Here is a 16,360-nt window from a genome sequence, read left to right on the forward strand (position 1 = left end):
ACCTTTGCTTGCATCGTGTCATTTCCTTTCATAGCCTGCGCGTCATGTCACATGATCGGCCCGTTCTGGGCATCCTGCTTATGCTTTGTTTCTGCATCATTGCCCCGATGGGGGATGCAGTGGCCAAGCTCCTGGGCGAATCCTTTTCCCTCGGTCAGATGGTTCTGATCCGATTTGCGATCCAGGCCATTCTTCTGGTGCCGCTGGTTTTTCTGACCCGGCGCCTGTGGCGGATGAACGCGCGGGTTTTCAAACTGGCCATCCTGCGCACGCTGCTGCATATCGTCGGCATTGCCGCGATGTTCACCGCGCTGCAATACCTGCCGCTGGCGGATGCGGTCGCCATCGCTTTCGTGATGCCGTTCATCATGCTTTTGCTGGGCAAGGTGGTTCTGGGGGAAGAGGTCGGCGTGCGCCGCCTGATGGCCTGTGTGGTCGGATTCATCGGCACCCTGCTGGTGGTTCAGCCCAGCTTTGCCGAGGTCGGGCTGCCCGCGCTGTTGCCCCTGGTGGTGGCGGTGACGTTCTCGTTCTTCATCCTGACCACGCGCCAGATCGCGAAGGAGACCGACCCGATCGGTTTGCAGGCTGTCAGCGGCATTCTGGCCACTATTGTCCTGCTGCCTCTGGTTCTGCTGGGCAACGTGCTGGACGTGCCAGTTTCAAACATCATCCGCCCCAACGGGTACGAATGGTCCCTTCTGATCGGCATCGGGTTCCTGGGCACCGGCGCACATCTGCTGATGACCTGGGCCTTGCGCTTCGCGCCCTCGGCCACGCTGGCCCCGATGCAATATCTGGAAATTCCCATTGCGACGTTGATTGGCTGGCTGATCTTCCGCGATCTGCCCAACACCACGGCAGCGATCGGGATCTGCATCACCATGTCAGCGGGGCTGTACATCATCCTGCGGGAAGGCGCGATTGCACGTGCCCGGTCGCGGCGGGACATGCAGATCGCTCGCAACGCGGCCCGCCGGGCCGAGCTGGACGATACGCAATTTCACCCGGACATTGTCACGCCGCGCCAGCCCGCTCAGGCATGAGCGTGCTGATCACCGACCCAAAGGCCGACCGCGGCACCAGCGCCAATAACCCGGGTCCATCCATTTCTAGCTGAATGGGCCCCCGCGCGCGGTTTGACGTTCCGACGCGACCGTTGGGTGACAGGTGCAGGTCGTCGATGGGCCACTCCAACCCTTTTGACCGTCCGCGAACTGGCGACATCGGAAACAATGACACGACATCCCCATCGCTGAGATTGAGCGAAAGACGCGCGGGAACGTGAAAGATCGCCTCATGCGGTCCCAGCATCACACAGGGGCGATCCTGTAACCGGACCAGAGCGTTGAAGGCCGCAAGCTGATGGTCCACCCGCGCGCCCAGGAACCCCACCGCCACAACCAGCGGCGCCGCGATATGGCGCAGCGCCTTGTCGAAATCGGTGCTGTCCTGTTCGTCGATCAGAAACAATCGCTCTTGCGGGATGCGCGCCCTGTCTCCGATGCTGAGCGAGTCGAAATCGCCGATCACCGCATCCGGCATGAGACCTGCGTCCAACACCGGCCCGGCCCCAGAATCAGCCGCCACAAGAGTCGGCGCATGCTGCAATGCGAGTGCAAGATCTTCGGATCCGACGATTCCGCCCCCAACCAGGGTTACAGGCGAATTTGAGCTAAGAATTATGTCCATGTTGCCCAAATTAATGGCATTTTTGGATATACACCACAATCTCGCCACAAAATGATACGTTCATTTGCACAGATTCGGGCCGAATTTGACGCTCTGAGCATGGTAAATATTGTGGATAACTATTCAGAGGACGAGCATCCAATGGTACAGAACAACAAGATTTTGACAGTCTCCTACGGGACGTTCTCGTGCACGTTGGAAGGGTTTGACGATTCTTTCGGCACCATGAAGGCGATTGCGGAATACTTCCGGGATCTCGCCGCAGACGACCGTTATTTTGGCGCGGAACCACCCCAACCCGATGCGGATATGCTGGCTCGTATCGCCCAGCGCGAAATCTCGCGTCAGGTCGAAGCACGCCAGGACACCGGCGGTGGCTTTGTACTGCGCGCCGCGGACGCCGCTGCCCCTGCCGCTTTGGCCACGGTCGCAACGGCAAGTGCAGCCGCAGCAACTGCAGCCCCCGCCGCCGAGGCGGTCGAGACACAGACCGAAGCCCGCGCGGAAGAGCCCGAAGCGGCCGACAGCCACGCCCTGATCAGCGATGTCGTCGACAAGACCCGTGTCAATACCGACGAGGCTGCCGATCAGCCCGCAGCACAGGACGACATTCCCGTCGCCGAACCGGTTGCCGAAGTTGGCACACCCGGCGACAGCATCGCCGCGAAACTGCAGCGCATCCGCGCCGTGGTATCGCGCAACGAAGCCCAGAAGGGTGCCGAATTCACCGAAGACGAACACGCCGACGCATTTGTCGCCGCTGCCGTCAGCGATCTGAACGATGCGCTGGACGCGGACGACCAGATGGCGATGGACGAAGCGCCCGAGACCGACATAGCAGCCGACCGCGAAATGGATGCGGCCTTTGACCGTTATGACGATGATGATGACAATTTCGAGGATGTCGTTGCCCAGGACGACCTGACCGAGGATCAAGACCTGGACGATGCCGACTTCGATGATGACGCCCACGACCTCGCCGGTCAGGTCGCTGAAATCGAAGAAGAGATCGAAGAAGACACCGAAGAAGACACTGAAGTCGCCGCCCAACCCGCAGACGTGCTGGCCGACGATGACTATGACGAAGATTATGAGGACGTTAATGGCCTCGCCGATCAGGAAGCCCCGGCCGAGTTCCAAGACGTCATCGAAGAAGCTCCGCAGGCCCTGGCCGACGAAGACTATGACGACGACGGTGATGACGCAGACCTGGGCAGTGCCCTGGCCGCCGTTGCCGAAGCGATGCACAGCGACGACGCCATCGAAGAAGACACCGTCGACGCGGAACCGGCCAGCAAAGCCCCTGGCATGGACCTGTCGCAATTCATGATCCGTGACGAGGACGATCTGGACGCCGCCGTCGAAGTCGAACAGGAAGTCGGCATTCTGACCAGACTGGACGACCAGGACCTGGACGACGACGACATTGATGTCTCCGACCTGTCCGGGGACGAACCCGAAGAAGCGCGCCTGCTGAAGATCAAGCGCGATGATTTCGACGTGGCCTTTGACGATGGCGCCGATGACGACCTGACCTCCGAGGACGAGGCCACGCTGATGCGTGAACTGGCCGGCATGGAAAACGATATTGCCGATGACTACTCGGACGAGGAAGTCGACGCAGCCGTCAGCGCCGTTGAGATGAGCGATGACGACGATTACGAAGACGAAATCGCCGACCACGCGCATGCCACCCTGCCTCCGGTCGCGGACGAGGCCGATGAAGACCTGTCGCGCCTGATGGCCGCAGCCGAGGCTAAGATGGACGCGCCCGAAAACTCGACCAGCCGCGAAACCTACAGCCATCTGCGCGCTGCCGTGGCCGCAGCCGAAGCGGAACGCGATGCTGGTGGTGACGTCGGTGACCACGCCGAGGATGACGCCTATCGCGAAGACCTGGCAAGCGTTGTGCGCCCGCGTCGCCCCGTGGCCAACGCCGCGGCACGCCCGCAGCGCCCGATGGCTGACACGCGTCCCGCGCCCCTGAAACTGGTCGCTGAACAGCGCGTCGATGCCGAAGCCGCGAAAGCATCCCATGGCCCGATCCGTCCGCGCCGTGTGTCCGCTGCCAAGATTGAAACCACCGAAGCCGATCTCGACGATGCCGGCGAAGGTGGCTTCAAGGCATTTGCCGCCGACATGGGCGCGACCGACCTGCCCGACCTTCTTGAGGCCGCTGCCGCCTATATGTCCTTTGTCGAAGGCCGCGATCAGTTTTCGCGCCCGCAGCTGATGAACAAGGTGCGTCAGGTCGAAACAAGCGATTTCAACCGCGAGGACGGTCTGCGCTCCTTCGGGCAGCTTCTGCGCGAAGGCAAGATCGAGAAAACCGGCGGTGGCCGCTTTACCGCATCGGGTGACATCGGGTTCCGTCCCGACGAACGCGCCGCAGGCTGAGCCCGCTCAAATAACACGAAAACGGCGGTCCCCCCGGGGCCGCCGCTTTTGATTCAGGCACTGGTTCATGCCGGTTCATCCGAACTCAGCAACGCGCGCAGGGCCAGCGTTTTGGTGGCCTGCACATATTGCTCCTGCGACCATCCGCAATCCTGCGTCAGATGTTCCCAGTTTCGCACCGACAACAGCATCCACAAGACATCGGTGGCTTCCCGCTCCGCAAAGGCCGGGGTCAACTGTTCGTCCCGTATCAGCGCCGCCACGGCAGCGGCACATCCTTCGCGCACCGCCTGCATCCGGTCATTCCATGCGGTTGCGGCTGCTTCGTCGGTGTCTTTCATCGCCAACAGGGCCCGCGCAACCCCGTGAATATGGGGAATATAGTTGGCCCAGGCCTCCACGAAGGCCTGCAACCGCCCGACCCCGGTGGTCGCGGCGCGGCTGACATCCATGCAGGCATCGATGTTCATGATCTCGTCCACATGCCGCGTGGCCGCGACCAGCAAATCGGCCCGCGTCGGGAAATGCAAATAGACGGCCTGCCGCGACACCCCCGCCCTTTTGGCGATGTCAGACATCCGCACCCCGGATCCGGGGGCGTTTTCCAAAAGGTCGAGCGCAGCGGTCAGAATGCGATGGCGGGTATCGGGTAAATCACTTGACATGACGTAAAGTACCCCTTACTTGACACCATGTCAATTTACACGGTGTCAAGTTGGAGGAATAAGACATGACCAAGCGAATTTTTGTCTGGGTGGCCCACCCAAAGGAAACCAGCCTGTGCAAGGCAATTGCCGATTCCTATCAATCCGGCGCCGTCCGCGCAGGGGCCGAGGTGCGCCGGATGGACCTTGCATCAATGCGTTTTGATATGGAGCCCGAGGGATATGACAAAACCGTCCCGTTGGAGCCTGATCTGATCGCATGGCAGGACAACATTCAGTGGGCCGACCACCTGATGGTGATTCACCCCTACTGGTGGGCCGCCATGCCGGCCAAGGCCAAGGCCGTGATTGACCGTGCACTCGCCCCGGGGTTCGGCTTCAAATATCACGCCAGGGGAATCGGCTGGGACAAATTGCTTACCGGTCGCACCGCCGATGCCTTTATCACCTCCGACACACCACCTTGGCTCGACACTTTGATCTATCGCCGCCCTGCCCGCCGGGTGATGCGCAATCAGGTGTTGGGGTTCTGCGGGATCAAGACACGAAAACAGATCCAGTTCGGACCGGTCAAGGTTTCCTCGCCCGCAAAAATTCAATCCTGGCTGACAAAGGCCGAAAAACTTGGCGCCAGCGCGGCTGCCTGACCCCTTACAAGAAAGGAAACTGACATGTCCCCCGATATCCTGATACCCCTGATTGCCGGTGCCGCCATTCTGAATGCCATCGTTGCCGGCGTATTCCTGACCTTTTCCGATTTCGTCATGAAGTCGCTGTCAGAGGCCCCGCCTGCTACGGGCATAGAAACCATGCAACTGATCAACAGGCGCGTCTACAGATCGGTCTTTCTGGTGCTGTTGCTGGGCATGGCCCCGGTTTCAGTCGCCATTGCCCTGCTCGGCCTGCCGACCTTGCCGCAAGCGGCAAGCCGCTGGCTGATTCTGGGAGCGACGCTGTATGTTATCGGCGTTCTGGCCGTCACGATGGTCTGCAACGTCCCGATGAACAAACGGCTGGATCGCATGATCAACGGATCACCAGATACCGACCGGTATTGGGCCACCTACCTGTTTCGCTGGACCCTGTGGAACCACCTGCGCACGGCAGCCTCGGGCGCCGCCGCCGCGTGTTTCGTGACGGGTGCCGTATTGGCCTGACCCGTTCATACCCCCCGGCGCAAATGCCGGGGGAATATTGCGAGATACGGATATTAATTACTTGTCATCGCTCTTGGACGCATCGGGATCGGCCTGACCAACGCCGCGAAAGATGAACTTGAACGGCAAGGCCCAGATCACGCCCAAGGCCACATAGACCAACAGTTCAACCAATATCGACGGGCGGTCGATCATGTTCACGACCGTCACCGCCGCGATGATATAGAGCGGCAGCCCGATCAAAAGGATGACCAAGGCCCATCTGCGGCGCGCTTTGTAAGACAGCGCCATCAGTCCGCGAACGGGTCAGTGACAAGAATGGTGTCTTCGCGTTCGGGCGAGGTCGACAGCAGAGCCACCGGGCATTCGATCAGTTCCTCGATGCGGCGCACATATTTGATGGCCGCCGCAGGAAGGTCCGCCCAGCTGCGTGCGCCCTCGGTCGACCCGCTCCAGCCTTCGATCTCTTCATAGACGGGGACGCAGCGGGCCTGCTCATCTGCAGCCGTGGGCAGGTAATCCAGCGTCTGGCCGTCCAATGTGTACCCGACACAGATTTTCAGTGTCTCGAACCCGTCCAGAACATCCAGCTTTGTCAATGAGATACCGGTGACGCCCGATGTCGCGCAGGTTTGACGGACAAGGGCGGCGTCGAACCAGCCGCAGCGGCGTTTTCGCCCGGTCACGGTGCCGAATTCATGGCCCCGCTCGCCCAGCCGCTGACCGTCCGCATCGTCCAGTTCGGTCGGGAACGGGCCTTCACCCACGCGGGTGGTATAGGCTTTTACGATGCCCAGAACGTAATCGATGGAGGTCGGCCCCAGCCCGACGCCAGTGGCTGCCTGACCGGCAATCACGTTTGAGGACGTCACAAACGGATAGGTGCCGAAATCAATGTCCAAAAGCGCGCCCTGCGCCCCTTCGAACAGGATCCGCTTGCCCGATTTTCTCTTTTCGTTCAGCACCTTCCAGACAGGTGCCGCATAGGGCAGGATATCTTGGGCGATCGCCTTGAGATCGGCAACCAGCTTGTCGCGATCAACGGGTTCGATCCCCAGCCCCCTGCGCAGCGGATCGTGATGCTGAAGCGCGCGGTCCACGCGGGCCTCGAGCGTCGCATCGTCTGCAAGATCGGCCACGCGCACAGACCGGCGGCCAACCTTGTCCTCATAGGCCGGGCCGATACCACGGCCCGTGGTGCCGATCTTGGTCCCTTTCGAAGCCGCCTCTTCCCGTGCGCGATCCAACTCACCATGGATCGGCAGGATCAGCGGCGTGTTTTCCGCGATCATCAGGGTTTCGGGTGAAATATCGACGCCCTGTTCGCGGATCTTGGCGATCTCGGCCACTAGGTGCCAGGGATCCAGCACAACGCCGTTGCCGATGACCGACAGTTTGCCGCCGCGGACAACACCGGACGGCAGCGCGTTCAGTTTGTAGACCTCACCATCGATGACCAGAGTGTGGCCCGCGTTGTGCCCGCCCTGAAAACGCGCGATGACATCGGCGCGTTCGCTGAGCCAGTCCACGATCTTGCCCTTACCTTCGTCACCCCACTGGGCGCCGACAACGACGACGTTGGCCATATCCGGTCCTTTACTGCGTTCTTATCAAACCCGCGCCCGTATACCGATGCGCGTGCAACAGTGAAACCGCAATTTCGACGCAGCGCCGCGAAAGGCTGGACAGTTTTGCCACCTTAGGCAAATCTGCCCGCAAAAATACAGGCGGACCTGACCATGGGCATCTTATTTCGTTGGCTTTTTGCGTTTCTGCTTCTGGCGCTGACCTATAACCCCACCGAATTCAATTTCCTCCGCTGGGCCAGGGTCAATTTCGAAAACTCGATGTCGGTGACCGTCCTGTTGGGGCTGCTTTTGCTGATCGGCTATATCATCTACCTGCGCGCCACGTTGCGTTCGATCGGCGGTTTCGGGATGTTCCTGGTGCTGGCCGTCGTCGCGGCCTTGCTGTGGGTGCTCTATGATTTCGGCATACTGACGCTGGACAACCGCGACATGAATGTCTGGCTGGGGCTGATTGCATTGTCTTTTGTTCTGGGCATCGGGCTGAGCTGGAGCCACGTGCGGCGCAAACTGTCGGGTCAGGCCGACATGGACGACGTCGACGAATAGACCCGCGGCTCAGGTTTTCAACTTTACCGGCTCGCCGTGCGGCGTGGTCAGATAAGCACGCTCCCACGCCGCGCGCATCTGCGCCGCCTCGTCCATACCTGCGCACCCCTCTTCAGCCAGCAGGTTTTCCAGCGTTTCAAGCCATGCGTTGAAATAATCATCCCCCCCGTCCAGATCGCGGTTCAGCCCGTGTTTGGCAAGCGTCGCGCCAAAGCGCGCGGCCCAGTCGGGCCAGGTGAACCGCCCGGATTCGTTCAGATGCACGGTCAGGGCAAAGACCTGGGCATGCCAGGGTTCGGCGAATACGGGGTCTGGTCGCGCTTCAGTCATGCCGGCGCAAGGTAGGATTGCCAAAGGTCGAGGATGACCTCGTCATCGGGGTGTTCGGGATGCGCCCACAGCTCGGATGCGGCAAAGGCCACCGCGTAAAGCGGTTCGGGCGCTTCGCCCAGACCATGGGCGTTGCTATCGGGCAGAACATGCGTTCCGTGATAGCGCAGGATGCGCCCCTTGGCACCGGTAGCATAGGACGGCAATCGCGTATGCCCGCCATCGACCAGCCGGTTTTCGGCCGGGCGGCACGTTTGCACCGTTTGACCGACGCAGAACACTGGCGCGACATTACTTTCGCGATCCGCCGGACCGCCGCGCGCCAGGACGGATTGGACCTGTGCCGCCTTCAAGGCGGCCTCCGACAGGGGCCCCGGATCAACCGAGTCGGGGTTTCGAAGCTCGTCCAGTGTGACCTGATCGGCAGTGACCAGCAGGTCGGCCAGCGCCGAGATCCATTTCTCGTAGTAGGAAAACCGGGAATAATCCTTGGGCGACAGGCATTCGCGCGCATGACGGGAGGTGTCGATGTTCCATTTTCCCAATCCGCCTGCCGCCAGGGTCACGGCCAGCGCGCGGGCATGCCAAGGTTCGGGAAACACCGGCGCGCCCTCACCTTCGGGCTGCACCGGGCCATCGCCGAACCGCCCGCCCATGTCATGCACGCGTGTCATGCGGGCACCCGGGCGAGGCCGGTTCCGATCATGCTGTCGCGGGTGACCAGATCGGTCAGCGCCGCAGCATCCATCCCATTGGTCCCGTCGGGGCGGCGCGGGATCACCAGATATCGCACCTCGGCGGTCGAATCCCAGACGCGCACGGCGGTGCTGTCGGGCAGCGTGACGCCGAAGTCGGCCAGAACCTTGCGCGGCTCCCGAACGACGCGGGCGCGGTAGGCATCGGATTTGTACCAGCCCGGCGGTATCCCCAAAAGCGACCATGGGTAACAGCTGCACAGGGTGCAGACGACCATGTTGTGAACCGAGTCGGTGTTTTCCACCGCCACGATATGTTCGCCCTGACGCCCGTAATATCCCAGGTCCTGCATCAGCGCCGTCGCGTCCTCCATCAACGCGGTGCGAAACCCCGCGTCGGTCCAGGCGCGGGCAACCACGTCCGCCCCGTTGCGCGGGCCGATCCGGTTTTCATAGGTGTCGATGATTTCATCCAGCGCGGCCGGATCGACCAGCCCCTTGCGGGTCAGAATCGTCTCAAGCGCCTTGACCCTGAGGGCAGGCTCGGGCGGCAACAGCGCATGGGGGTGATCGTCGTCGTGATGGTCATGTGGCATGGGCCAAGATTGCCCAGTGTCACACATGATTGTCCAGTCTCAACATCCTCCCTTGCCCCGGTCGGCATTCTTTCATACATACCCAGCGTTACACGCCACAGCCGCAGGTCTTCATGGAAAACGTCGTACTCATCATCCACCTGATCCTTTCTTTTGGACTGATCGGTATCGTTCTGCTTCAACGCTCCGAGGGCGGTGGGCTTGGTATGGGCGGTGGCGGAGGCGGCGCGATGAGCGGACGCTCGGCCGCGACCGCACTCAGCAAGCTGACATGGCTGTTGGCCGTGGCCTTTATCTGTACATCGCTGACGCTGACCGTTCTGGCCGCGCAAAAGGCGGCGGGCACTTCGGTGATCGACCGTCTGGGCGTTCCTGCCCCAGCCGCCGAAGAAAGCGCACCGGTGCCGATTCCGTCGGGCGACAGCCTGCTGCCGCCAGCCGAAGGCGACGACGCTCCGCTGGTTCCGAAAGCGGACTGACGGGACGACAATCCACAATACCTTGACCAAAGGGAATATTCCGCAACATCATGTTGCGGCTCCCTTGCCCTTGCTGCGCGAATCCTTTATTGATGGACTCCCGTGATGCTTCGGTTTTTTGCGAACCGTTGGGCAAAATAATTTCGACTTTTCACGGGGGCAGGCGACACCTATGGCGCGTTTCATTTTCATCACTGGCGGGGTTGTCTCCTCTCTCGGCAAAGGGCTGGCTTCGGCGGCTTTGGGCGCGCTGTTGCAGGCCCGTGGCTATTCCGTGCGGCTGCGCAAGCTGGACCCCTATCTGAACGTCGATCCCGGTACGATGAGCCCGTTTGAACATGGCGAAGTCTTCGTCACCGATGACGGGGCCGAAACCGATCTGGACCTTGGCCATTACGAACGGTTCACCGGCGTCGCGGCGCGCAAGACGGATTCGGTGAGTTCCGGGCGCATCTATTCCACCGTGTTGGAAAAGGAACGGCGTGGCGATTATCTGGGCAAAACCATTCAGGTGATCCCGCACGTCACCAACGAGATCAAGGATTTCATCAGCATCGGCGAGGATGAGGTCGATTTCATGCTGTGCGAAATCGGCGGCACCGTTGGCGATATCGAAGGCCTGCCGTTTTTCGAAGCCATTCGTCAGTTCAGCCAGGACAAGCCGCGCGGCCAGTGCATTTTCATGCATCTGACACTGCTGCCCTTTATCAAGGCCAGCGGCGAACTGAAAACCAAACCGACCCAGCACAGCGTCAAGGAATTGCGCAGCATCGGCATCGCGCCCGATATTCTGGTCTGCCGCTCCGAGGGGCCGATCCCCGACAAGGAACGCGAAAAGCTGGCCCTGTTCTGCAACGTGCGTCCGGATGCGGTGATCGCCGCGCAGGATCTGAAATCAATCTACGAAGCGCCGCTGGCCTATCACCGCGAAGGGATGGATCAGGCGGTTCTGGACGCATTTCAGATCGCCCCGGCGCCCAAACCCAATCTGGACCGCTGGGAAGACGTGGCCGACCGCATCTATAACCCCGAAGGCGAGATCAAGGTCGCCATCGTCGGCAAATATATTCAGCTCGAAGACGCCTATAAATCCATTGCCGAGGCGTTGACCCACGGCGGCATGGCCAACCGGGTCAAGGTCAAGGTCGAATGGGTCGATGCCGAGATTTTCGATACCGAGGATCCCGCGCCCTATCTCGAAGGGTTTCAGGCCATCCTGGTGCCGGGCGGGTTTGGCGAACGCGGAACCGAGGGCAAGATCAAGGCCGCGCAATTTGCCCGCGAACATAACGTGCCCTACCTCGGCATCTGTCTGGGCATGCAAATGGCCGTGATCGAAGCGGCCCGCAACGTGGCCGGCCTGAAAACCGCCGGGTCCGAAGAATTCGATCACGAGGCCGGCAAAAAACGGTTCGAGCCGGTGGTCTATCATCTCAAGGAATGGGTGCAGGGCAGTCACAAGGTCGAACGCAAGGTTGGCGACGACAAGGGCGGCACCATGCGGTTGGGCGCCTATAACGCATCGCTCAAGCCGGGGTCGCGGGTGGCTGAGATCTATGGCACGACCGAGATCGAAGAACGCCATCGCCATCGCTATGAGGTCGACATCAAGTATCGCGAAAAGCTTGAGGAAGTCGGGCTGACATTTTCCGGAATGTCCCCGGACGGGCGTCTGCCGGAAATCGTGGAATGGACGGATCATCCGTGGTTTATCGGGGTCCAGTTCCACCCCGAATTGAAATCCAAACCCTTTGATCCGCATCCCCTGTTCAAGGATTTTGTCCGCGCCGCCACGGAAACTTCGCGTCTGGTATGAGGATCGCCGCGGCAGTCCTTATGTCTCTGACCCTTGCCAGCGCGGCCGCCGCACAGGTTCAACAGGTTGATTACGATACGCTCGCCCAATCCTTGGGCGGGCGTATTTCGTTTGAGGACGTGCCCAGCCGAACCGAACCGGGCCTGAACCTTGACGGGCTCTATCGCATGGACGGGGCAACCGTGGGCGAGCGGCTTGCCGGTCAGGTGGTTGGTGCGCGCGACACCCATGATGATATCGCAATTGCCGACCTTGGGCGCCCACCCCGTGCCCTGCCGGGCGCGGCGGGGCGAAACCTGTCTGTCGCCTATCACCGTGGCTTTGGGTCGAACGCGCTGTTCCCACTGGGTCCAACAGGGTTTCCCGATATTTCAGCGCGGGGCGAAGGCGCGGTTTCCGTGGTCTTTGACACCGCTCAGGATGCTATTGCTCTGCGCATTCACGCCGATTACCCCGACCCGCTGGGCGTGCGGCCCCGCCCCGGTGCCGCGCGGATCACCTTTTATGCCCTCGACGGGTCCGTCTTGGACAGCCGGGACTTACCGCTGGGGCATGGAATCACCGATTTCGGGTTTCTGGCGAACGCACAAGGCCCGCGCATTTCCGCCCTGTCGATCACGAACACGGACCCGGGTGGGATTGCCATTGACGACATTCTGTTTCAGCGTAGGGCTCTCACAGGCTGAAAGGGATTTCCGATGGCAAAAGGATATTGGGTGGCGCATGTCGATGTCGACGATCTGGACACCTATAAGGAATACATCAAGGCGAACGCGGGCCCTTTCGCCGAATACGGGGCCCGATTCCTTGTGCGCGGCGGTCAAAAGCAGATCGCCGAGGGTCAATCCCGCGACCGGATCGTTGTTTTGGAGTTCGATAGCTATGAAACCGCGCTCGCCTGTTACAACAGCCCCGGCTATCAGGAAGCCAAGGCAATTCGCGATCCGGTTTCGACCGGGGACCTTGTGATTGTCGAAGGCTATGACGGGTAGAACAGGCTTGGCGAACCGCAATATCTGGGATATTCTGCCTAAATGTTGAGCAAGCTTTTCCAGGCGTTCCGCCCGAGCACACCACCGCCGCTGCCTGACCCCGATGCCGAACTGGCGCTGGGGGCATTGCTGGTGCGTGTGGCCAAGTCGGACCGCGACTATCAGCTGGAAGAGATCAGCCTGATCGATCGCATTCTGGCGCGGATGTACCAGCACAATGCGATCGAGGCCGCCAAGGTCCGCGCGACCTGCGAAAAACTGCACGCCGCCGCGCCGGACACCGACACGTTCGGCAAGCTGATCCGCGAAACCACCGGTCTGGAAGAACGCCTAGCCGCGCTTGACGCCCTGTGGGAGGTCGTTCTGGCCGACGGTGAACAGAAAAAGGGCGAATTGCGCATCGTCGAAGACGCGCGCAAGGCCATGGGCCTGTCCTTTGCCGACAGCGAGGCCGCGCGCGACCGGGCGTTGAACAAGCAATAAACCGGTTGGCGTCACCGCCGACACTTCTTATATCCCGATCATGTTTGGTGATTTCCTTCGGCGGTTGACCGCCCCCGCCCCCGCGCCCCTGAGCGATGACGACGCGCGCCTGGCGCTGACCGCACTGATGGTGCGCGTTGCCCGGTCCGACCATGACTATGCCGCGTCCGAAGTTGCCCTGATCGACCAGATCACCGCCGGGCGGTATGGCCTGACGCCGGATCAGGCGCAGGATTTGCGCAGCCGGGCCGAAACGCTGGAGAGCGAGGCCCCCGATACCGTGCGCTTTACCCGCGCGATCAAGGATGCCGTGCCCTACGAGGATCGCCGCGCCGTGGTCGAAAGCCTGTGGCAGGTGGTTCTGGCCGACGGGGAACGCGCCCACGAAGAAGATGCTTTGCTGCGGCTGGTGGCCAGCCTGTTGGGCGTCACCGATCGCGACAGTGCCCTGGCCCGCCAAAAGGCCGCGCGCGCGTGATTGCGGCCCTGGGCATGTATGACATGCCCGCGATCCAAGGCGCGAACGACAGGTTCTGGCAGGCAATTCAGGCGCGTCTGGGGTATGGCCCCGCACGTTTGACCCGCGCCGGCGATTTCTGGGAGATCTGGACATCGCGCGATCTGATTCTCGCCCAGACCTGTGGCCTGCCCTACCGCAGCCGCCTGCATGACCAGGTCACGCTGGTGGGCACTCCGGATTACGCCCTGCCCGGGTGTCCGCCCGGCTATTACAATTCGGTCCTCGTGGTTCGCAACGAGGCCGATGGCGATACCCCGGGTGCATTTGCGGGCGGAACGCTGGCTTATAACGAAAAGATGTCACAGTCGGGCTGGGCCGCGCCCACAGCCCACCTTTCGGCCCTCGGCATCGGGTTTGAACACCACCTGGAATCCGGTGCACATGCAGAGTCGGCCCGTGCTGTGGCGCAGGGCCGCGCGGACATGGCCGGCATCGACGCGTTGACCTGGCGATTGCTGTGCGCGCATGACCCGGTCGCGGGGCGGCTGCGGGTGATCGATGTGACCGCGCCAACCCCGGGACTGCCCCTGATCACCGCCGTTCAAAACGACCCTGCCCCGATCGCCGGTGCCGTGCGCGCCGCCATCGGCGATCTGGATCGCGCGGATCGTGACGCGCTGTACCTGAACGGACTGATCGACATTCCCGCGGCGGACTATCTGGCCCTGTCCAAGACGCCAACCGCTTAGGCAAATCAACTTGACCTACCGTCAATTTGGCGGTTTGGGTGCCGGAATTTCCTTTTTGGACGTTGCATTGGGCAATAATTTCATTCCTACTGCCGATCTGAAGCTGCTCAACAATACCGGACGCATCGTGCAAGATACGCCACCCGTTATCGAAATCAGAAACCTGCACAAAAGCTATGGACAGCTTGAGGTGCTGAAAGGCGTCGACATTACCGCGCGCCGTGGCGATGTGGTGTCGCTGATCGGATCGTCCGGGTCGGGCAAGTCCACCTTGCTGCGCTGTGCCAACCTGCTGGAAGACAGCCAGCAGGGCGACATCATTTTCAAGGGTGAACCGGTGTTGTGGAAAGGCACGGGCCACGCCCGCCGCCCGGCGGACCCCAAACAGGTTCTGCGCATCCGCACCAACCTCTCGATGGTGTTTCAGCAGTTCAACCTGTGGGCCCACATGACCATTCTGCAAAACGTGATGGAGGCGCCTCTGACCGTTTTGCGCCGCCCCCGCGACGAGGTCGAAAAAACCGCCCGTATGCATCTGGACAAGGTCGGGATAGGCGACAAATGCGATGTCTATCCCGCGCAGCTTTCCGGTGGCCAGCAACAGCGCGCCGCCATTGCGCGTGCCCTGTGCATGGAGCCCGAGGCGCTGTTGTTCGATGAACCGACTAGTGCGCTTGATCCCGAACTGGAACAGGAAGTCGTCAGGGTGATCAAGGATCTGGCCAACGAGGGACGCACGATGCTGATCGTGACCCATGACATGAAACTGGCCCATGATGTGAGCGACCATGTCGTGTTCCTGCATCAGGGCCTGATCGAAGAAGAAGGTCCGCCCCACACCCTGTTTGGCGCACCAAAATCAGAACGACTGCGCGGGTTCCTGTCTGCGACCCACGCGGCATAACAAAAAACCAAGGGAGTATACCTGATGAAAAAACTGATACTTGGCACGATGGCGCTGGCGCTCTCGGCAGGGGTTGCATTGGCCGCCGGTCACAGCAAAACAATCCGCATGGGCACCGAAGGTGCCTATCCTCCGTACAACTTCATCAACGACAAGGGCGAAGTTGACGGGTTCGAGCGCGAAGTCGGTGATGAGCTGTGCAAACGTGCCGAACTGACCTGTGAATGGGTCAAGAACGATTGGGATTCGATCATCCCCAACCTTGTATCCGGCAACTATGACACCATCATTGCCGGTATGAGCATCACCGCCGAACGCGATGAAGTGATCGACTTTACCCAGGATTATTTCCCGCCCACCGCCTCGGCCTATGTGGCCGCATCTGCGGATGTCGATGTGACGTCGGGAATCGTAGCCGCGCAGACGGCCACCATTCAGGCCGGCCACGTGGCCGAATCCGGCGCGACACTGGTTGAATTCGCAACCCCCGAAGAAACCATCGCCGCCGTACGCAACGGTGAGGCGGATGCCGTCTTGGCCGACCGCGATTACCTCGTCCCGCTGGTCGAGGAATCCAACGGCGAGTTGGTCTTTGTCGGTGACCCCGTCCCGCTGGGTGGTGGCGTTGGCATGGGCCTGCGCGAAAGCGATGGCGAGTTGCGCGACACGTTCGACGCTGCCATCACCTCGATGAAGGAAGATGGTACGCTGAACGAACTGCTGAAAAAGTGGTTCGGCGAAGAAACCACGACCTACTGAGTCATGTCGGAAGGCCCGCGCCTGCGTGGGCCTTTCCTGACCGACAAGCCC

At 61.2% G+C, this 16,360-nt stretch carries 21 protein-coding genes; 14 read left to right on the top strand and 7 right to left on the bottom strand.

Features of this window, described 5'->3' with window-relative positions; genetic code table 11:
- Positions 1-44: 44 nt before the first annotated feature.
- Complete coding sequence (locus ACXYMO_RS05670; RefSeq protein WP_458877680.1) at positions 45-1,046, top strand: DMT family transporter; 1,002 nt, start codon at positions 45-47, stop codon at positions 1,044-1,046.
- Here ACXYMO_RS05670 and ACXYMO_RS05675 read toward each other — a convergent pair.
- The gene (locus ACXYMO_RS05675) at positions 1,018-1,692 is read right to left on the bottom strand and encodes a thiamine diphosphokinase (RefSeq protein ID WP_458877681.1); all 675 of its coding nucleotides are present in this window, start codon (positions 1,690-1,692) and stop codon (positions 1,018-1,020) included. The two genes, ACXYMO_RS05670 and ACXYMO_RS05675, sit on opposite strands and share 29 nt — an antisense overlap.
- A gap of 99 nt (positions 1,693-1,791) precedes the next feature.
- Between ACXYMO_RS05675 and ACXYMO_RS05680 the strand changes: the two genes are divergently transcribed.
- On the top strand, positions 1,792-4,089 hold the full coding sequence (locus ACXYMO_RS05680) for a chemotaxis protein CheA (RefSeq protein WP_458877682.1): 2,298 nt from the start codon (positions 1,792-1,794) through the stop codon (positions 4,087-4,089).
- 65 nt (positions 4,090-4,154) lie between these two features.
- Here ACXYMO_RS05680 and ACXYMO_RS05685 read toward each other — a convergent pair whose 3' ends face one another.
- Positions 4,155-4,754: a TetR/AcrR family transcriptional regulator gene (locus ACXYMO_RS05685; RefSeq protein WP_458877683.1), complete on the bottom strand. Its 600-nt coding sequence runs from the start codon at positions 4,752-4,754 to the stop codon at positions 4,155-4,157.
- A 65-nt stretch (positions 4,755-4,819) separates the two neighbouring features.
- Here ACXYMO_RS05685 and ACXYMO_RS05690 point away from each other — a divergent pair, with 65 nt between their 5' ends.
- The gene (locus ACXYMO_RS05690; protein ID WP_458877684.1) at positions 4,820-5,401 is read left to right on the top strand and encodes an NAD(P)H-dependent oxidoreductase; all 582 of its coding nucleotides are present in this window, start codon (positions 4,820-4,822) and stop codon (positions 5,399-5,401) included.
- 24 nt (positions 5,402-5,425) lie between these two features.
- The gene (locus ACXYMO_RS05695) at positions 5,426-5,911 is read left to right on the top strand and encodes an anthrone oxygenase family protein (protein WP_458877685.1); all 486 of its coding nucleotides are present in this window, start codon (positions 5,426-5,428) and stop codon (positions 5,909-5,911) included.
- A 57-nt stretch (positions 5,912-5,968) separates the two neighbouring features.
- Here the strand turns inward: ACXYMO_RS05695 and ACXYMO_RS05700 are convergent, their stop codons facing one another.
- Both ACXYMO_RS05700 and ACXYMO_RS05705 read right to left on the bottom strand, forming a co-directional pair.
- Positions 5,969-6,202: a DUF2842 domain-containing protein gene (locus tag ACXYMO_RS05700; RefSeq protein WP_458877686.1), complete on the bottom strand. Its 234-nt coding sequence runs from the start codon at positions 6,200-6,202 to the stop codon at positions 5,969-5,971.
- The gene (locus ACXYMO_RS05705; RefSeq protein ID WP_458877687.1) at positions 6,202-7,497 is read right to left on the bottom strand and encodes an adenylosuccinate synthase; all 1,296 of its coding nucleotides are present in this window, start codon (positions 7,495-7,497) and stop codon (positions 6,202-6,204) included. Before ACXYMO_RS05705 ends, ACXYMO_RS05700 begins: the two co-directional genes overlap by 1 nt.
- 153 nt (positions 7,498-7,650) lie before the next feature.
- Between ACXYMO_RS05705 and ACXYMO_RS05710 the strand changes: the two genes are divergently transcribed.
- Complete coding sequence (locus ACXYMO_RS05710; RefSeq protein ID WP_458877688.1) at positions 7,651-8,046, top strand: DUF6524 family protein; 396 nt, start codon at positions 7,651-7,653, stop codon at positions 8,044-8,046.
- A gap of 9 nt (positions 8,047-8,055) precedes the next feature.
- Here the strand turns inward: ACXYMO_RS05710 and ACXYMO_RS05715 are convergent, their stop codons facing one another.
- Genes ACXYMO_RS05715 through nthA form a run of 3 tightly spaced genes read right to left on the bottom strand, consistent with a single transcriptional unit; the run spans position 8,056 to position 9,667 of the window.
- A complete protein-coding gene (locus ACXYMO_RS05715; protein WP_458877689.1) occupies positions 8,056-8,376 on the bottom strand; it encodes a nitrile hydratase accessory protein in 321 nt (106 codons plus the stop codon).
- Complete coding sequence (gene nthB / locus ACXYMO_RS05720; RefSeq protein WP_458877690.1) at positions 8,373-9,050, bottom strand: nitrile hydratase subunit beta; 678 nt, start codon at positions 9,048-9,050, stop codon at positions 8,373-8,375. Before nthB ends, ACXYMO_RS05715 begins: the two co-directional genes overlap by 4 nt.
- Positions 9,047-9,667 (bottom strand): nitrile hydratase subunit alpha, encoded by a 621-nt coding sequence (nthA, locus tag ACXYMO_RS05725; protein WP_458877691.1) that lies wholly within the window; start codon positions 9,665-9,667, stop codon positions 9,047-9,049. The genes nthB and nthA overlap by 4 nt, the downstream gene beginning before the upstream one ends.
- A gap of 113 nt (positions 9,668-9,780) precedes the next feature.
- On the opposite strand from nthA, the gene secG reads away from it, so the two are divergent.
- The 9 genes from secG to ACXYMO_RS05770 all read left to right on the top strand — a co-directional run bounded on the left by secG (position 9,781) and on the right by ACXYMO_RS05770 (position 16,309).
- Positions 9,781-10,146 carry a preprotein translocase subunit SecG gene (secG, locus tag ACXYMO_RS05730; protein ID WP_458877692.1) on the top strand — a complete coding sequence of 122 codons (366 nt, stop codon included), beginning with the start codon at positions 9,781-9,783 and terminating at the stop codon, positions 10,144-10,146.
- Positions 10,147-10,318: 172 nt separating this feature from the next.
- The gene (locus ACXYMO_RS05735; protein ID WP_458877693.1) at positions 10,319-11,962 is read left to right on the top strand and encodes a CTP synthase; all 1,644 of its coding nucleotides are present in this window, start codon (positions 10,319-10,321) and stop codon (positions 11,960-11,962) included.
- 20 nt (positions 11,963-11,982) lie between these two features.
- Positions 11,983-12,648: a hypothetical protein gene (locus tag ACXYMO_RS05740; RefSeq protein ID WP_458877694.1), complete on the top strand. Its 666-nt coding sequence runs from the start codon at positions 11,983-11,985 to the stop codon at positions 12,646-12,648.
- A 12-nt stretch (positions 12,649-12,660) separates the two neighbouring features.
- Complete coding sequence (locus ACXYMO_RS05745) at positions 12,661-12,954, top strand: DUF1330 domain-containing protein (RefSeq protein WP_458877695.1); 294 nt, start codon at positions 12,661-12,663, stop codon at positions 12,952-12,954.
- A 42-nt stretch (positions 12,955-12,996) separates the two neighbouring features.
- Positions 12,997-13,437 carry a tellurite resistance TerB family protein gene (locus ACXYMO_RS05750; protein WP_458877696.1) on the top strand — a complete coding sequence of 147 codons (441 nt, stop codon included), beginning with the start codon at positions 12,997-12,999 and terminating at the stop codon, positions 13,435-13,437.
- A 40-nt stretch (positions 13,438-13,477) separates the two neighbouring features.
- On the top strand, positions 13,478-13,915 hold the full coding sequence (locus ACXYMO_RS05755) for a tellurite resistance TerB family protein (protein WP_458877697.1): 438 nt from the start codon (positions 13,478-13,480) through the stop codon (positions 13,913-13,915).
- The gene (locus ACXYMO_RS05760; RefSeq protein ID WP_458877698.1) at positions 13,912-14,646 is read left to right on the top strand and encodes a phosphate/phosphite/phosphonate ABC transporter substrate-binding protein; all 735 of its coding nucleotides are present in this window, start codon (positions 13,912-13,914) and stop codon (positions 14,644-14,646) included. Before ACXYMO_RS05755 ends, ACXYMO_RS05760 begins: the two co-directional genes overlap by 4 nt.
- 127 nt (positions 14,647-14,773) lie before the next feature.
- Positions 14,774-15,550 (top strand): ABC transporter ATP-binding protein, encoded by a 777-nt coding sequence (locus ACXYMO_RS05765; protein WP_458877896.1) that lies wholly within the window; start codon positions 14,774-14,776, stop codon positions 15,548-15,550.
- 24 nt (positions 15,551-15,574) lie between these two features.
- Positions 15,575-16,309 carry a transporter substrate-binding domain-containing protein gene (locus tag ACXYMO_RS05770; protein WP_458877699.1) on the top strand — a complete coding sequence of 245 codons (735 nt, stop codon included), beginning with the start codon at positions 15,575-15,577 and terminating at the stop codon, positions 16,307-16,309.
- Positions 16,310-16,360: the final 51 nt, after the last annotated feature.

It is taken from the genome of Arenibacterium sp. CAU 1754 (assembly GCF_054482635.1).

Coding starts and splice junctions, on each gene's coding strand:
- ACXYMO_RS05745 (WP_458877695.1), top strand. CDS start 12,661: ATGGCAAAAGGATATTGGGTGGCGCATGTCGATGTCGACGATCTGGAC.
- ACXYMO_RS05670 (WP_458877680.1), top strand. CDS start 45: ATGTCACATGATCGGCCCGTTCTGGGCATCCTGCTTATGCTTTGTTTC.
- nthA (WP_458877691.1), bottom strand. CDS start 9,667: ATGCCACATGACCATCACGACGACGATCACCCCCATGCGCTGTTGCCG.
- ACXYMO_RS05680 (WP_458877682.1), top strand. CDS start 1,792: ATGGTAAATATTGTGGATAACTATTCAGAGGACGAGCATCCAATGGTA.
- secG (WP_458877692.1), top strand. CDS start 9,781: ATGGAAAACGTCGTACTCATCATCCACCTGATCCTTTCTTTTGGACTG.
- ACXYMO_RS05685 (WP_458877683.1), bottom strand. CDS start 4,754: ATGTCAAGTGATTTACCCGATACCCGCCATCGCATTCTGACCGCTGCG.
- ACXYMO_RS05740 (WP_458877694.1), top strand. CDS start 11,983: ATGTCTCTGACCCTTGCCAGCGCGGCCGCCGCACAGGTTCAACAGGTT.
- ACXYMO_RS05700 (WP_458877686.1), bottom strand. CDS start 6,202: ATGGCGCTGTCTTACAAAGCGCGCCGCAGATGGGCCTTGGTCATCCTT.
- ACXYMO_RS05695 (WP_458877685.1), top strand. CDS start 5,426: ATGTCCCCCGATATCCTGATACCCCTGATTGCCGGTGCCGCCATTCTG.
- ACXYMO_RS05750 (WP_458877696.1), top strand. CDS start 12,997: ATGTTGAGCAAGCTTTTCCAGGCGTTCCGCCCGAGCACACCACCGCCG.
- ACXYMO_RS05735 (WP_458877693.1), top strand. CDS start 10,319: ATGGCGCGTTTCATTTTCATCACTGGCGGGGTTGTCTCCTCTCTCGGC.
- ACXYMO_RS05755 (WP_458877697.1), top strand. CDS start 13,478: ATGTTTGGTGATTTCCTTCGGCGGTTGACCGCCCCCGCCCCCGCGCCC.
- ACXYMO_RS05715 (WP_458877689.1), bottom strand. CDS start 8,376: ATGACTGAAGCGCGACCAGACCCCGTATTCGCCGAACCCTGGCATGCC.
- ACXYMO_RS05770 (WP_458877699.1), top strand. CDS start 15,575: ATGAAAAAACTGATACTTGGCACGATGGCGCTGGCGCTCTCGGCAGGG.
- ACXYMO_RS05710 (WP_458877688.1), top strand. CDS start 7,651: ATGGGCATCTTATTTCGTTGGCTTTTTGCGTTTCTGCTTCTGGCGCTG.
- nthB (WP_458877690.1), bottom strand. CDS start 9,050: ATGACACGCGTGCATGACATGGGCGGGCGGTTCGGCGATGGCCCGGTG.
- ACXYMO_RS05690 (WP_458877684.1), top strand. CDS start 4,820: ATGACCAAGCGAATTTTTGTCTGGGTGGCCCACCCAAAGGAAACCAGC.
- ACXYMO_RS05705 (WP_458877687.1), bottom strand. CDS start 7,497: ATGGCCAACGTCGTCGTTGTCGGCGCCCAGTGGGGTGACGAAGGTAAG.
- ACXYMO_RS05675 (WP_458877681.1), bottom strand. CDS start 1,692: ATGGACATAATTCTTAGCTCAAATTCGCCTGTAACCCTGGTTGGGGGC.